This window comes from Alloalcanivorax dieselolei B5, from assembly GCF_000300005.1.
Lineage (GTDB): Bacteria > Pseudomonadota > Gammaproteobacteria > Pseudomonadales > Alcanivoracaceae > Alloalcanivorax > Alloalcanivorax dieselolei.
This window is the reverse complement of the sequence record NC_018691.1, coordinates 2422654-2437685: the sequence shown is the minus strand read 5'-3', so window position 1 is coordinate 2437685 and position 15032 is coordinate 2422654. Positions and strand designations below refer to the sequence as shown.

14 protein-coding genes are annotated in these 15032 nt (G+C 60.9%); all 14 read right to left on the bottom strand.

Annotation, left to right across the window (positions count from 1 at the left end; translation table 11 throughout):
* Window positions 1–3 precede the first annotated feature (3 nt).
* The gene (gene gspM, locus B5T_RS10935) at window positions 4–534 is read right to left on the bottom strand and encodes a type II secretion system protein GspM (RefSeq protein ID WP_014994564.1); all 531 of its coding nucleotides are present in this window, start codon (window positions 532–534) and stop codon (window positions 4–6) included.
* On the bottom strand, window positions 531–1733 hold the full coding sequence (gene gspL, locus B5T_RS10930) for a type II secretion system protein GspL (RefSeq protein ID WP_014994563.1): 1203 nt from the start codon (window positions 1731–1733) through the stop codon (window positions 531–533). The genes gspM and gspL overlap by 4 nt, the downstream gene beginning before the upstream one ends.
* 41 nt (window positions 1734–1774) lie before the next feature.
* Window positions 1775–2866: a type II secretion system minor pseudopilin GspK gene (gspK, locus tag B5T_RS10925; RefSeq protein WP_014994562.1), complete on the bottom strand. Its 1092-nt coding sequence runs from the start codon at window positions 2864–2866 to the stop codon at window positions 1775–1777.
* Window positions 2857–3480, bottom strand: coding sequence for a type II secretion system minor pseudopilin GspJ (gspJ, locus tag B5T_RS10920; RefSeq protein WP_014994561.1), 624 nt, complete (start codon window positions 3478–3480; stop codon window positions 2857–2859). The genes gspK and gspJ overlap by 10 nt, the downstream gene beginning before the upstream one ends.
* Window positions 3480–3887 (bottom strand): type II secretion system minor pseudopilin GspI, encoded by a 408-nt coding sequence (gspI, locus tag B5T_RS10915; RefSeq protein ID WP_014994560.1) that lies wholly within the window; start codon window positions 3885–3887, stop codon window positions 3480–3482. Before gspI ends, gspJ begins: the two co-directional genes overlap by 1 nt.
* Window positions 3884–4603: a prepilin-type N-terminal cleavage/methylation domain-containing protein gene (locus tag B5T_RS10910; RefSeq protein ID WP_051015471.1), complete on the bottom strand. Its 720-nt coding sequence runs from the start codon at window positions 4601–4603 to the stop codon at window positions 3884–3886. The genes gspI and B5T_RS10910 overlap by 4 nt, the downstream gene beginning before the upstream one ends.
* Before the next feature lie 31 nt (window positions 4604–4634).
* On the bottom strand, window positions 4635–5066 hold the full coding sequence (gspG, locus tag B5T_RS10905) for a type II secretion system major pseudopilin GspG (RefSeq protein ID WP_014994558.1): 432 nt from the start codon (window positions 5064–5066) through the stop codon (window positions 4635–4637).
* A gap of 44 nt (window positions 5067–5110) precedes the next feature.
* The gene (gene gspF, locus B5T_RS10900) at window positions 5111–6331 is read right to left on the bottom strand and encodes a type II secretion system inner membrane protein GspF (protein ID WP_014994557.1); all 1221 of its coding nucleotides are present in this window, start codon (window positions 6329–6331) and stop codon (window positions 5111–5113) included.
* 167 nt (window positions 6332–6498) lie between these two features.
* Entirely contained in the window at window positions 6499–7980 is a 1482-nt protein-coding gene (gspE, locus tag B5T_RS10895; RefSeq protein WP_041717507.1) for a type II secretion system ATPase GspE, read from the bottom strand.
* Between the two features lie 50 nt (window positions 7981–8030).
* Complete coding sequence (locus B5T_RS10890) at window positions 8031–9164, bottom strand: response regulator (protein WP_041716986.1); 1134 nt, start codon at window positions 9162–9164, stop codon at window positions 8031–8033.
* Window position 9165: 1 nt separating this feature from the next.
* Complete coding sequence (locus B5T_RS10885) at window positions 9166–9741, bottom strand: chemotaxis protein CheB (protein ID WP_014994554.1); 576 nt, start codon at window positions 9739–9741, stop codon at window positions 9166–9168.
* A gap of 90 nt (window positions 9742–9831) precedes the next feature.
* The gene (locus B5T_RS10880; protein WP_041716985.1) at window positions 9832–10323 is read right to left on the bottom strand and encodes a response regulator; all 492 of its coding nucleotides are present in this window, start codon (window positions 10321–10323) and stop codon (window positions 9832–9834) included.
* Window positions 10324–10336: 13 nt separating this feature from the next.
* Window positions 10337–11191, bottom strand: coding sequence for a CheR family methyltransferase (locus tag B5T_RS10875; protein ID WP_041717506.1), 855 nt, complete (start codon window positions 11189–11191; stop codon window positions 10337–10339).
* A 23-nt stretch (window positions 11192–11214) separates the two neighbouring features.
* Window positions 11215–14883 carry a response regulator gene (locus tag B5T_RS10870; RefSeq protein WP_014994551.1) on the bottom strand — a complete coding sequence of 1223 codons (3669 nt, stop codon included), beginning with the start codon at window positions 14881–14883 and terminating at the stop codon, window positions 11215–11217.
* Between the last annotated feature and the right edge of the window lie 149 nt (window positions 14884–15032).

Sequence of the window (15032 nt, the reverse complement as noted above, 5' to 3'; positions counted from 1 at the left end):
CGCCTAGCGGCTCAGGGACGCACGTAGCGTGGCGGTGCCGGACTCGTTACCCGGCCCCAGCTCCAGGGTGCCCAGGTTGAGGCCCTGCTCTTCGAGGAAATGCAGCCAGATCAGCACGGCATTGGCGGGCTGGTCTTCCAGTTGAATCCTCACCGAACGATCACCGTCGGGGGTGAACCCCTGCAGGGTAAGGCCGTGGTTCTGTGCCGAGCGGCTGATCTCGCTGACCCAGTTGTCACCGAAGGCGCTGGCCTTGTTGCGAGTGTCGCTTTGGCCACGGGCTTCGCGCACCGCCGGCGCGTTCAGCTCGATCCACTGCCGTGTTTGTTCGTTGGCGACGTAACGCTGACGGGCGGATTCCCGCGCGTTCCAGACTGGCTGCCAGATCAATGCGTAAATCAGGAACAGCACCAGGACAGCGGCGAGCAACTGCAGAATGATTTGCTCCCGGGGCTCCCTGGAGGCATACCATTCAAAGGCGGGTTGCAGCCGCTTGTTCAATTGGCTTCGGGCTTGCTCTATTTGTTGTTTCATCCGGCCTGCTCCACCCGAATACGCGCGGTGACCCCATTGGGGCCGTTGCGATAGTTGGCGATGGACGCATTGACGCCCTTTTCCCGTAACGCGGTTTGCAGTTTCTCCAGGTCGGCGTATTCCTTGGCGCCCAGATCCAGCAACAGATTGCCCTGGCGCTCATCGAACTGCAGCCGTTTGGGCTCCACTTCGCTGGCGGAAAGCACCGCCGCCACCGAAGGCAGCACCTGGAACAACCTGGCACTGCCGGTGGCGCCACCGCCACTGGAAAGGCGGGCCAGGCGGGCCTCGAATTGCCGCCGCAAACCGGCGGTGGCCCGATCCCCCGGGAACAGACTTTGGTAGAGTTTGCCGGCGTCGGCGAGAGCCTGGTCCGCGGCCCGTTCGTAGCGCCAGGTCTGGACACCCAACGCCACCAGGGACAGCACGAACACCGCCGCGGCCAAGCCCAGCACCGGTTTCCACGGCGTCCATGGAGAGGGACCGCCCCGACGGTTCTGGCGCGGGGCCAGAGCCCCCTGCAGGATCTCCACGGTGCCGGCGTCATTGATGCCGTCGCGGAGCTGTTGAAACAGAGCGGTCGGGGAGTCCACGCGAGCCAGCGGCTGTTCCGGATCGTTCGACACGGGCTCCCCGGCGACCGCGAATTCCTCTTCATCCGGGGCCATGCACAGGGCCATCAGCGAGCTGAGCTGGGCTTCATCGGCATAGCTCAAGGCCCGCTCGCGATCCAGTACCAGTGTCTGGCAACCCGGCACGGCCACGGCCACCGGCGCACTGCGGGCCAGTACATCCCCCAAAGATTTGATGCTGGTGATGTGCACATGCACGTCCCTGGCCAAGGCCAGCAGGGCATCCACGGCTTCCCGGTCCACCACGGTGACCGGGTAGCGGCCGTGATCGCCTTTACCGGCGGCGAACCAAAGCCGCTCGGGGGCGTCCAGCAGCTGCTCCTCGAGCAGAAAGGGCAACACCCTTTGCAGATGACGCGCTTGCTTCCGTGACAGGTTGACGTGGGTGCACAGGGCATCCGCGCCGCCGATGACGATCCGCGCACTGCCCCCATGCAGCGCCTCCAGCGCCTGCGACAGACTGCCCTCGCTCACCGGGTCCGCCGGCGATTCCTGGTACAGCGCCGGGCTTGCGGCGAGTCCATTACGGAATGCCCCCGGGGCCAGATAAATCAGTGCTGTGGCCACAAATATCGTCCTTTTCCGTTTATTTAACCGCCGCTACGGGCCTAGCCGTTCGGGTTCAGTTCCACGGTATTATTGCTTTCGTTTTCCGCATTGTAGAAGGGATTGCAGGCCGGTTCGAGGGGGCTCAGCAGCGGCGTCACCTGACGACTGAACACCCGGGTGCCGTCCGGCCCGCCCTGGGAAGAGCGGCGCAACCGGCTGACCAGACGGCTGACCTGCCCGTCCACTTCCACATCCACCATAATCTGAAAATATTCGCTACCCACCGACAGCATGCCTGACAGGTTCTGTTTTTGCTCGTCATCGAGGGACGTAAACGGAGCCAGTGCCATGACGTCGTCGACGGCGGCGATCGGCCCCTCTTCCCTCAGGGCCATCACCGCCTTGGCGGCATCGTTGCCCGCCATGGTCCCCAGCACCGCGTCCAGCACCGGCTGCGGCGCCGTGTTGACGTTCAGTTTGCTGCCCGATGGCAGCGCGGTGAACAGCCCCCACATCATCATGTCCGGAAACAGATCCTCGACGGTGAAGCTGCGCAGCGCGCGCAATTCGGTTTCGTGAGCCACCGCCATGTTCGGCGTACGGCGGGAGCGATATTCGCTGTCCTCCGCCCCTTCCACGTTGTCGACGATGTTGTTGGTATCAATCCAGTCCGCCATCTCATTGGACAACAGGGAAGCCTTGTTGGGCTCCGGCAGCACTTGCTCCAGCAGTCTCCGCAGGCGCTCCCGGTTTTCCTCATTGCGTTCAAATCCGGGGCCACTGGCGGTGCCCAGCCAGTTGAGGTTGAAGCGGCCCTGCAGATCCTGCACTGAGGCACTGAGGATGGCGTCTTCATAAGGCGTGGCGGGCAATTCCACCGCCCATTGCTCTTCCACGCAATCGTCCACCATGGCGTTATTGCCCTTGTCGTCTTCCAGATCGTCGATCAGCCCCTGCGTGGCCACCACTTCCACCGCCATGGCGTACTGATAGCGCTTGTCCCATTGCAGCAGATTGTCGGCGCGGGTGCGGAAACGGTCCTGGCGGAACATCACCTCCGTGGCCACCGCCGCAAGGATGGCGAACAGCATCAAAACGATAATCAGGGCCATGCCGCGCTGGCGGCGCGGGCTCATCGCGGTCACGCCCATGGGTTCACCACCGTGCGGAAGAAGCGGTGCAGCACATCGCCGCTTTCCAGTTCAACGCTGATCTCGACGCTGCGCGGCAACCGCTGCAGCCACACCGGCTGGGTCGCCACATTCGGCTCGGGCCAGAATTCCAGCCACTGCCACTCACCCTGATCGTTCTGGTCCAGGTAGCGCACGGTGAAGCGTTTGACGTTGTCGATCAGAACGTCTTCCTGATATTCCGTGGCCACGGTGGTATCGAGCACCGGCCAGTAGCGCCGGTACAAAGTGCCGTTCTCGAAAACGTAGATGACCCTCTGCATCTCGCTGCGGCGGCGCAGTTGAAAGGGATTGGACCAGCCCAGGCGAGTGAACTCCACGTATTGCTCGGTGCCGATCATGGCCGGCTGGTAGTCGCCATAGCCATCCCGCACGGGACGGGAAATAAGCTGCTCGAAATCGAGGGTGAGATAGGTCACCGCGCGCTGGCTGTTTTCCATCTCGGTGGCGCCTTCGGCCAGCTGCTCCCGGCTATCCAGCGCGTTGCTGAGAAACTCCACCGCCACTATGTACATCATGGCGAAGATGCCGATCACCACCAGCATTTCCAGCAAGGTAAAGCCACGCTGGCGCATTATCCCCCCGGGTTATTCTGATTGTTCATGGCGGCGGCGGGTTTGCCGATCAGACTGGCGAGGCTGTATGCCAGCCCCCTTTCCTCATCGTCGATCAGAGGCCCCACATCGATATCCACACGGCGGGTATCCGGGTACGGGCCATCGCTGATTTTGGTTTGCACCCACCATTCGCGCTCGCCATATTTGACGCGGTCATCCTGTTCCCCGTTTTCCGGCCACAGCTGGAAGGTCTGCATCTCCACCAGCTTGTCCGCCGCCACCATATAGGCCAGCCGGGTGTCGTCGATGTTGCGGTAGGCCACGGCGCTGGCGCCCAGAGTCTGTCCAAGCGCGATCATCGCCAGGGACAGAACGGCCAGGGCCAGCAGCACTTCCACCAGGGTGAACCCGCTCTGCGTTTTCATTGCTCGTCCCGTTTCAGGTTGAACAGACTACCGGGGTCTTCGCTGGTCCGGGTGCGCATCTCACGGATGGTCTGGCTGCGCTCTTCTTCTTCGCGAATGGCCTCCGCATCATCCGGGTCGCGAATCTGGCCAAGCGCGGTGAGGCGACGGCGGATTTCCAGGTCCGGTTCGTTGATGGCACGGAGCGTGAGCAACACCGGCGTGGTTTCACCACTGGGAAAGAAAAACACCTGGGGCAACGGCTCGGAGCGGGCTTGTTCGTCTTTCTCCGACTGCTCCTTGTCCAGCAGCCCGATGCCACCGGAAAACTTGCTGTCGTCCACCAGCCGTTTGGCCACATCACCGAGATTCACCGGCGTCACCCGGTCATCCTCATCGCGCTCCAGTTCCTCCACTTCCCACAGCAACTCGATGCCTTCCGGCAAGGATTCGGCGCTGAGGCCGTTGCCCTCCGCTGGACGGAACACCCGCGCTCCCACATCGTATTCCACCGGGGTCCAGCCGCGCTCGGTGAAACGCATCGCCATCAGCCGGCCGGAAAACAGGCTTTGCTCATTGAGCAACACCAGTTGGTCCGTGAGCTTGGCGATACTGGTGTCCAACTGACGGCCATCATCGGTCCACACCGGCACCACCAGCACGGCCAACGACAGCATCGCCATCAGCCCGATAACCACCAGAATTTCCAGCAGGGTGAAGCCGCGCTGCATCCGCATGGCAGATCCTTCCGGTCGTCAGTCGCCAGCCTCAGTTGCTGCTGTCGCGCCAGCTGATGTCGGCGTCCACACCGGTGCCGCCTTCAGCACCGTCCGCTCCCAGGGAGTAAAGGTCGAAAGGACCGTCCACGCCCGGGCTCAGATAGACGTAATCATTACCCCAGGGATCCTGGGGGATCTGCGGCAAATAGCCACCCTCGGGCCATTTTTTCGCCGACGCCGGACGCTCCACCAGAGCCCGGATACCTTCCTCGGTGCTCGGATAGCGGCCATTGTTGAACTTGTACATATCCAGTTGCTGGACAATGCGGGACATGTTGGTCTTGGCGATATCGACCTTCGCCTGTTCGCCCTGACCGATCACGTTGGGCACGATCATCGCCGCCAGCAGGCCGAGAATCGCCACTACCACCATGATTTCCAGGAGGGTAAAACCGCGCTGGTTCCGTCGCTTGGTTTTCATCTGTTCACCTTCTTTACGTTATCGAGCACCTGAGAAAAAGGGGATTATCCCGCCATGAAATTGTTCATCTGCATGATCGGCAGCATCACCGCCAGGACAATCATAATCACGAATCCCGCCATCACCAGCAGCATGATCGGCCCCAGCAGTCCCACAAGAGTACTGACCGTACTATTGAGCTCCCGTTCCTGGTAATCCGCCGCCCGGGTGAGCATATGATCCAGCTCGCCGGAGGTCTCGCCGCTGGCGATCATCTGCACCAGCATGGGCGGGAAGAAACCACTCTTGTCCAGCGCACGGCTGAGGTTGCCGCCCTCGCGAACCCGCGCCGCCGCATTCTTGACCGCCTCGCGGATGGCCAGATTGCCGACCACTTGGGCGGCAATGAACAGAGCGTCCACCAACGGTACGCCGGAGCGGCCGAGAATGCCCAGGGTGCTGGCCAGGCGGGCGGCGTCCGAAGCGCGCAGCATGGTACCCACCAAAGGAATATTGACCAAACGCCGATGCACGCGCAGGCGAAACCCGGGTTCGCGCAGGGCCCGGGCAAACAACGTGATGGCGCCGATTACAACCAGTACCACCAGCCAGCCCCAGTCGCGGGAAAAATCACTGAGCCAGATCACCACCTCGGTAATGGCGGGCAGTTTCTGATCGCGGTTTTCAAACACCGCCACCATTTTGGGCACCACGAAAGTCATCAAAAAGCCGATCAACACCATGGAGAAGACCATGATGAAAGCCGGGTAAATCATCGCCTGCGACACCGAACGGCCAGTGTCATGGCGGGTCTCCAGGTAATCGGCCAGTTGCTCGAGCACTTGCTCCAGGTGGCCGCTCTGCTCGCCGGCCGCCACCGTGGCCCGATACATTTCCGGGAAGGCACGCGGGAACTCCGCCAGGGCGCGGGCCAGACTGAAGCCTTCCAGAACCTTGGCGCGAACCGCCATCATGATCCGTTCGACACGCGGGTTGGCGGCCTGCTTGGCCACCGCGGACAGCGCCTGCTCCACCGGCAGGCCGGATTTGAGCAGCGTCGCCAGTTGGCGCGTCACCAGTGCCTGCTCAGCACCCTTGAGTTTGTTGGAACCGCCGGACAGACGCAGTCCGCCCTGCCCGCCCCGGTCGCGGGTTTCCACCACTTCCAGCGGCACCCAGCCTTTGTCCCGCAGCTGTTGGCGGACCTGGCGGGCGCTGTCGGCCTCGGCGGTGCCTTTTTTGACTTTGCCCCGGTGATCCAGGGAACGGTATTCAAACGCGGGCATGATGGCGGCCTGTTACTGCGTGCCCAGAGGCGCAAAGTGGGGGCACTGTCGCCGCAAACCATGACCATGGCATGACAGGCGCTTGCGGGGCGTCTCCGATTGCTCGAATTCCATACTTCACGACATTTCTCCATGCGCCTTTCCGGCGTCTTATTGAAGGTGGCGAATCAGTCTTCCCGAGTGACCCGCAACACTTCCTCGATGGTGGTTTCTCCTGCCAGCACCTTGCGCCAGCCGTCATCACGGATACTCGGCGTCAGGGTGCGGGCATGGCGGGCCAGTTTCAGTTCACCGGCGCGGTCATGAATCAACTGACGCATGGGCTCATCGATGATCACCAGCTCATAGATGCCGGTACGCCCGCGATAACCTTGATGATTGCATTTTTCACAGCCCACCGGACGATACAGGATGGCGTCCTGGTCCGGTGCCAGCCCCATTAACTCGCGCTCGCTTTCGGTCGGCTCATGGCCTTCCTTGCAGTCGTCGCACAACACTCTCACCAGCCGTTGGGCCAGGGCTCCGAGCAGGGAGCTGGAGAGCAGGAAGGGTTCGATACCCATGTCCTGCAGACGGGTCACCGCGCCCACCGCGGTATTGGTGTGCAGGGTGGAAAGCACCAGGTGCCCGGTCAGTGATGCCTGCACCGCAATTTCGGCGGTTTCCAGGTCGCGAATCTCCCCCACCATCACTACGTCCGGATCCTGGCGGAGAATCGCCCGCAAACCACGGGCGAAGGTCATGTCCACCTTGGAATTGACCTGGGTCTGGCCGATCCCTTCGAGCTGATATTCGATCGGGTCTTCCACGGTAAGAATATTACGGGTGGATTCGTTCAGTTCGGTCAGGGACGCGTACAGCGTGGTGGTTTTACCGGAACCGGTGGGCCCGGTAACCAGAATGATGCCGTGGGGTTTGTGGATCAGTTCGCGCATGCGCGAATCACACTCTTTGCCCATGCCCAAATGGGAGACTTGCAGCCGCCCGGCCTGTTTGTCCAGCAGACGCAGCACTACCCGTTCGCCATTGCTGGAGGGCATGGTCGATACCCGCACATCCACATCGCGGCCGCCGAGCCGCAGGGAAATACGACCGTCCTGGGGAACCCGTTTTTCGGCGATGTCCATGCGCGCCATAACCTTGATCCGGGATACCAGCAGCGGTGCCAGTTCCCGTTTCGGCGTCAGCACTTCGCGCAGCACGCCGTCCACGCGCATGCGCACCACCAGGCGGCGTTCAAAGGTTTCGATATGGATATCGGAGGCGTTCTCGCGGATCGCTTCCTGAAACAGGGCATTGATCAGGCGAATGATCGGCGCGTCGTCTTCCTGTTCCAGCAGATCGGAGGTTTCCGGCAGAGAATCCGCCAGGCTGGCCAGGTCCAGGCCTTCCAGGTTGTCGGCGGCTTCCGCCGCGGCGCCGCGCTGTTGTTCATAGGTCAGCGCCATGGCGGTATTGAAAGCGCCGTCATCCAACGTCACCACCGGGGGCAAGGCGCCCAGCCAGCGTTGCACTTCGGACAGCGCGGACAGATTCGCGCCACGGCGGCAGCATAACTCCTGGCGCCCTTCTTTTTCCCTCAGCAGCACACCGAAGCGGCGCGCGAAACCGTAGGGCAACAGCAAGGGGCCATCCTGCATTTCTTCCATATCGGCCAGTTGCCGTTCTTCGGTGCCTTCCAGGACTGCTTCGCTCATGGTCAATACCTGTTCATTAACGTCTCCACAATCTCCCGATTCGCCTCCGAGAGATCCAGGAACTGGAACCCCCCGTGATATTCCGAAGGACCGGTTCCCTGCTCACTCCACACCACCCGGGCATCGAAGCTCATGGTGTTCACGTCTCCGATTCGATCCGGAAGCACCATGCCCAGTTCCCAGTGCTCGCCGGGCGCCGCATCACGGCGCATGGCCAGCCGGAACCCGCCCAGGCTCAGATTGGTCAGCCTGCCCACATTACCACCGGTGCCCCGATCAAACACCACCAATTCCCGAAACATCTGTTTACGGGGATGCTTGCGGCGCTCCGGCCCGCGCATCGGTTCCTCGCCATGGCGTGGCCGCAGCACGAAGACCGTCCCGGTGAACGGATCGTCCTGACGACACACCGGATTGGCGTGAACCCGCAGGTATTGAGGCGCATCCTCGCTGTCGCTTTCCAGGGTCAAATCGCCTTCCCAGGCTTCCCCTTGCGAGCAGCGGGCGAATATGGGGCTATCCTGCCAGCTTGCGCTGCTGTCGTCACCTGCGACGATAGGCAGTACTTGCGTGATCGGCCGGCTCAGCAGCGAATCCCGTTCGCGGTCCAGCAAGGCACAGGCGGAAGCGTTACAGAAACTGACCACGCCGTCCGCGTCGGTGCCGATGACCGCGTCTCCCAGCGCCTGCAGCAAACGCTCGTTCTCGTCCTTGAGCCGTTTCATCTGCACCACGGCTTGCCGCAAGCGCCAGCGCTGACGATCCAGCTCCAGGAAGACATTGACCTTGGCTTCCAGGATTTGTTCATCCACCGGCTTGAACAGGTAGTCCACCGCGCCGTGCTGATAACCCTTGAAGACGTAGCTCTGATCCTTGGAAATGGCGGTGACGAAAATGATGGGAATGTGCCGGGTACGGCGGTTCTGTCGCAACAGCGTGGCGACCTCAAAGCCATCCATGTCCGGCATTTGCACGTCGAGCAGAATCAGCGCGAGATCATATTTGAGCGCCCGCGCCAGGGCCTCATCACCGGATTTCGCCATGATCAGGTTACGATCCTCCCCTTCCAGCACCGCCTCCATGGCGACCAGATTCTCCTGACGGTCGTCCACGACCAGAATATTCTGTTTTTTCATGTCACAGCCCAACCAAATAGTCCGCCAGGTACGGCCCGATCCGTTCCAGATCGAGCACCTCCCGCGCCGCGCCTTTTATTATCGCCGCCTCGGGCATCACCGGCGCCTCGCTGCTTTGCGGTGACTGCACCAGAGTGTGGCCGCCGCGCCGACGGATATAATCGAGACCGTCGGAGCCGTCGTCGTTGGCGCCAGTCAACAATACGCCAACCAGCGCCGCGCCATAGGCATGACCCGCGGAGAAGAACAGCTCATCAATGGACGGCCGGGAAAAATGCACCGGCCGATAGGTGGAAAGTGCCACGGTGTCGTCCTCGTTGACCAGCATGTGGTACCCCGGCGGCGCCACATAAACGTGACCAGGCAGAATCTCTTCCTTATCCTCCGGAGCCCGTACCGGCAAGGTGCTGTAGCGGGACAACAACCACGCCAGCCGGTTGTCGGCGCTGGCGTGTTGATGCTGGACCAGCAGCACGGCGGCCGGAAACCGCGCCGGCAAACCGGCCAGAATCGTGGAGAAGGCGTTCAATCCCCCCCAGGACGCCCCCATTACCACCGCTTTCACCGCCCGGCGCATGGCGCCCGGCCGGCACCACGCCCACTGGCTTGCCGGTGTCGTATCATTGCCATCCGCTCCCTTTCGCTCCTGCTCCCCGCCTTATCGTCTTCAGGACGTACCGGAGCCGCCTCCACGTTCCCGTTGCATGCGGGCCTTCTCCGCCTCATAGGCAGCGCGGTGGGCCTGGGCTTCCTTCAGCTTGGCAAGCAGGTCCCGGCGTTGCCGGTCCAGTTCCAGGAAGAAGTTGACTTTACTTTTCAGAATCAGCGGATCCAGCGGCTTGAACAAGTAATCCACGGCGCCGGCCTGATAGCCCTTGAACACGTACTTTTTCTCTTTGGAGATAGCCGTCACGAAAATAATCGGAATGGTCTGGGTATCCTTGCGCTGACGCATCAGCTCCGCCACTTCGAAACCGTCCATGCCCGGCATCTGCACATCCAGCAGCACCAGCGAAATGTCCTCCCTGAGCATGATCCTCAAGGCGGCCTGACCGGACTCGGCCTTGAGCAACACGCGTCCTTCCTCCTCCAGAATGGCTTCCAGGGATACCAGATTGGCGGGTTGGTCATCGACCAAAAGCAGCTTCTGCTCGATCATCATTCTTCTCGGTTTAGGCGTTATGTGGGATCTGTCGCTTACGGAAGATGCGCAGCGACTTGTTGATCACGTCGAAGGCGTCCTCGTTCCCACTGAAACGCAGGCTTTCCTTGGTCCCCAGGCAAAGGAAACCGCCCAGATCCAGGCTGTCGTCGAACAGGCGGATTACCCGTTCCTGTAACGGCCGGTCAAAGTAGATCAGTACATTGCGGCACAAGATCACATGCATCTCGCCGAACACCTGGTCCGTCGCCAGATCATGATCGGCAAAAACGATGTTGCGCTTTAACCGTTGCTCCATGATCACACTGTCGTAACGCGCCGTGGCGTACTCGGACAGCGACTTGCGGCCGCCGGCCCGGCGGTAGTTCTCGGTGTACTGCTTGAAGGCATCGATGGGATAGATCCCTTTCTTTGCCGCCATCAGCACGTTCTTGTCGATGTCGGTGGCGTACAACATGGCCCGGTCGTACAGCCCCTCCTCCTCCAGCAGAATGGCCATGGAATAAATTTCCTCGCCGGTGGAGCAGCCAGCGTGCCAGATCTTGATGAAGGGAAACGTCTTCAATACCGGAACCACCTCCTCGCGGAAGGCGCGATAAAATTCCGGGTCCCGGTACATTTCCGTCACGTTGACGGTCAGGTCATTGAGCAGAGTGACGAAAAACTGGCGATCCCGCAGCACCCGTTCCGTCATTTGCGTCACCGAGGGAAAGCCGGACATGGTCAGCCGATGCATCACCCGGCGCCGCATGGAAGCCCGGCTGTAGGCGCGAAAGTCATAGCCGTAGAGCTGGTAGATCGCCTCCAGCAACAAGCGGATCTCGATATCCTCGATTTGAATCTGATCGTCGTCGATCACGTCCATGGACTGCTGCACGGGATGCCCTCCTAGCGGTGCAGCCAGACCCGCATCAGCGAGGTCAGCTTGCTCATGTCGATGGGTTTGGAGCAGTAGTCATTGGCTCCCGCCTCCAGGCACTTGGCCCGGTCATCCTTCATCGCCTTGGCGGTGAGGGCCAGGATCGGCAGTGCAGCGAACTCGGGTTGCTTCCGGATATGCCCCATCGCCTGATAACCGTCCATCTCCGGCATCATGATGTCCATCAGTACGATATCCGTTTGCGGTGACGCCTCCAGGGCTTCAATGGCTTCACGGCCGTTATTGGCAATCTCGATATCAAAGCCCAGTTCTTCCAGTTGAGCGGACAGTGCATAGATGTTGCGCATATCGTCGTCCACCAACAGCAGCCGCTTGCCCTCGAAGATGTCATCGCGGTGCTCGATCAGCTCCGGATTGCCGCGCCGATGGCTCGGCAAAGTGGATTCCAGCCAGTGCAGGAACAGCGAGGCCTCGTTAAGCAATCGCTCGTGGGAACGCTCCGTCTTGAGAATGATGCGGTCCGCGTACTTGCGCAGCCTGGCCTCTTCTTCCCGGGTCAGATCCTTGCCGGTGTAGATCACCACCGGCAGGGCCTCGTTCTCGTCACCTTCGTGCAGGCGCTCCAGCAGTTCGAAGCCGGTCATATCCGGCAGGGTCAGGTCCAGAATCATGCAGTCGTAGACCCGTTCGCCCAATGCCGCCAATGCGTCCTCGCCGCTGGTTACCGCGGTAATTTCAACGCCCTTCTGATCGAACAGCTCACGGATGCTGGCGTGCTGTGCCTCGCTGTCCTCCACCACCAACAGGCGGCGGACATTCTTTTCGATGGCCTGCTCGATGGTGCCGAACGCGGACAGCATCTGCTCCTGGCTGACCGGCTTGGTCAGGAAGTCGATGGCGCCCAGATCCAGCGCTTTCTTGCGCTCATCCTTGCCGGACAGGAAGTGCACCGGAATGTCCTGGGTACGTGGGTCCGCCTTGAGACGTTCCATTACCTCCCAGCCGTCGATACCCGGCAGGCCGATGTCCAGAATAATGGCGCTGGGACGGTAACGGCTGGCGTATTCCAAGCCGCTTTCGCCGTCAACACAGATATGGCTCTCCAGCCCATAGTCCGCCGCCAGATCCACCAGCACATTGGCGAACTCACGGTCGTCCTCCACCACCAGCACGGTCTTCTCCCGGACCACATATTCTTCCGCTGACGGCTCCACGGCGAGGGGCGCGGTGGGGGCGGTGTGCGCTTCGGCGTTGGCGCCCACGTCCATGCTCTCCTCCAGCGCGGCCTCGGCTCCCAGCGCCTCCCCTTCCGGCAAGTACAGAGTGAAGGTCGCGCCCTGCCCCAGCCCATCACTGCGCAGGCCAATTTCCCCGCCCAGCAGACGGGCCAGTTCCCTGGAAATGGTCAACCCCAGTCCGGTGCCGCCATATTTGCGGCTGGTGGTGCCATCGGCCTGCTGGAAGGCCTCGAAGATCAGTTTCTGCTTATCCTCGGCGATGCCCACACCAGTATCGGTGACGGCAAAACACACGGTGCTGTCGCGTTCCAGGGTCCGCCCGGGAATGCGTTCATCCTCGGCCGGCCGGGCGATGGTCAGCGTTACGCTGCCTTCATCAGTGAATTTGAGAGCATTGGAGAGCAGGTTCTTGACGATCTGTTCCAGCCGCTGCTTGTCGGTATAAAAATGCAGCGGCACCTCCTCCTCAATCACCACATTGAAGCCCACGCCCTTGTTTTCAGCCACATGGGTGAAATGACGCTGGAAGTAATCAGAGACGTCCTGAGGCGTGATCTCATCAATGACCACGTCCATTTTGCCTTCCTCGATCTTGGAGATATCGAGGATGTCGTTGATCAGCGACAGCAGGTCGGAACCGGCGGAATGAATCACCTGAGCATGCTCCACCTGCTTCTCTTCCAGGTTGCCTTTCTTGTTCTGCCCCAGGGCGTTGGACAGAATCAGGATCGAGTTCAGCGGAGTACGCAGCTCGTGGGACATGGTGGAGAGGAACTCGGATTTGTACTTGGACGACAGCTCCAGTTCCTTGACCTTGTCCTCCAGCTCCTCATGGAGCGTCTCCAACTCGGTATTCTTGCGCGACATCTCCCCTTTTTGCTCACTGAGCATGCGCGCCTGGGCCTCCAGCTCCTCATTGGTCACCCGCAGCTCTTCCTGCTGCGCCTGCAATGACTCCTCCGAAGCCCGTAATGCCTGGGTTTGCGACTCCAGCTCCTCGTTGATGGCCTTGAGCTCTTCCTGTTGCTGCTGCAGGCGCGATTCGGACGCCGCCAACTCGGAAGCCTGGCGTTCCAGATCCTGGTTGGCCCGGGTCATCTCCTCCTTCTGCAGACTCAATTCCTTGGCCTGCTCCTGGGTGCGGGTCAGCATTTCCCCCAAACGCAACCGGTTCTGCGCGCTATGCAGCGCCACCCCGATCAGTTCCACCCCTTGCTCGAGGAACGTCAGATCATCCTCTTCGAAGCGCCGGAACGAGCCGATCTCCAGCACCCCCTTGAGTTCCTCCTCATGGAAGATGGGAATGACCATCAGATTACGGGGCACCGCGTTGCCCGTGCCGGACGACACCAGGATGTAATCCTCCGGGACTTCTTCGAGAATAATGGGTTTTCCCTCGAGCCCACACTGACCGACCAGGGACTCACCCAGAGCGAAATCATTGGCCAGGTGCTTGCGGCGCTGCATGGCATAGGCCGCGCGCATATACAGGCGCTCGCGCTCCACATCGAAGGTATAAAAGGCACCAATCTGAGCGTTCAAGGTGGGAATCACGTAGCCCAGCAGATTGCTGCCGAGCTTGTCGATGGCCATGTCGCCACGCATCAGATCCCCCAGTTGGGAGAGGCGGGTCTTGATCTGTTCCTGACGTTTTTCGTCCTCGATGCGATGTTTGATGGTGTCCCGCATCTTGCGGATGGCACGGATCAAATGGCCGGTCTCGTCCCGGCTTTCGCTCTGGATCGCGGTATCCCAATTGCCATTGGCGATACTGTCCGCGGCCCCCACCGCATCCTCCAATGGCCTGGTGATGGAGCGCGTCACCCGCAAGGCAATCCAACCCAGCAGGGTAAAGGCCATCACACCCAGTGCCAGACCGATCATCTGCGTGCTGCGGTTATCTTCACGGCTGCGCAGCAGAGTGTCCCGGAAAGCCTCATAGCGCTCGGCCTGGAACTCATCCTGCACCTGCTTGAGCTGACGCTCCAGCAACTCCACCCGATCCAGCCAGGCGTAGCTGTTCACCAGGGTCATGGGGTCTTCGATCAGCGCCTCGGCCAGGCCGGTTGCCTCGTTCAGATAATTGATGAAGGACATGCGGATTTTGTCCACATCATCCGTCAACGCCGGATCCAGCCGATCGATATCGCCAAGCCGCTCCAGGAACTGATCGGAACGGACCCTGGCCTCATCCAGCGGCCGTTCATCGATCTGGGCGATGGCCGTACTGTAAGCGTCAGCGATCCCCACGAACTCCAGATTATTGGCGTTCACCAACTCCAGCACCGGAAAATCATGGTTCTCGATGCGACTCAAGTGGTCGATATTGGTCGCGGCGATATAGTAGCTGTACAAAAAGTAAGCGAGAAAAAGCACAATCCCCAAAACCGCCACGGCGAGAATCTTCAGCCGGACGGACAGATTCTGAAACCACCTCATTAACGCGTCCCCATGCGTGCCTACAGGCGCTTTTGTTGTATTCCCCCCCAAAACGGGAATAAGACTAAATTCGTAGGCTAACAGAAAGGACGAAAGGGCCAAACCCCAAGCGGGGCCCGGCCCGTGTGAGGGGCAAAAAACGAGACATG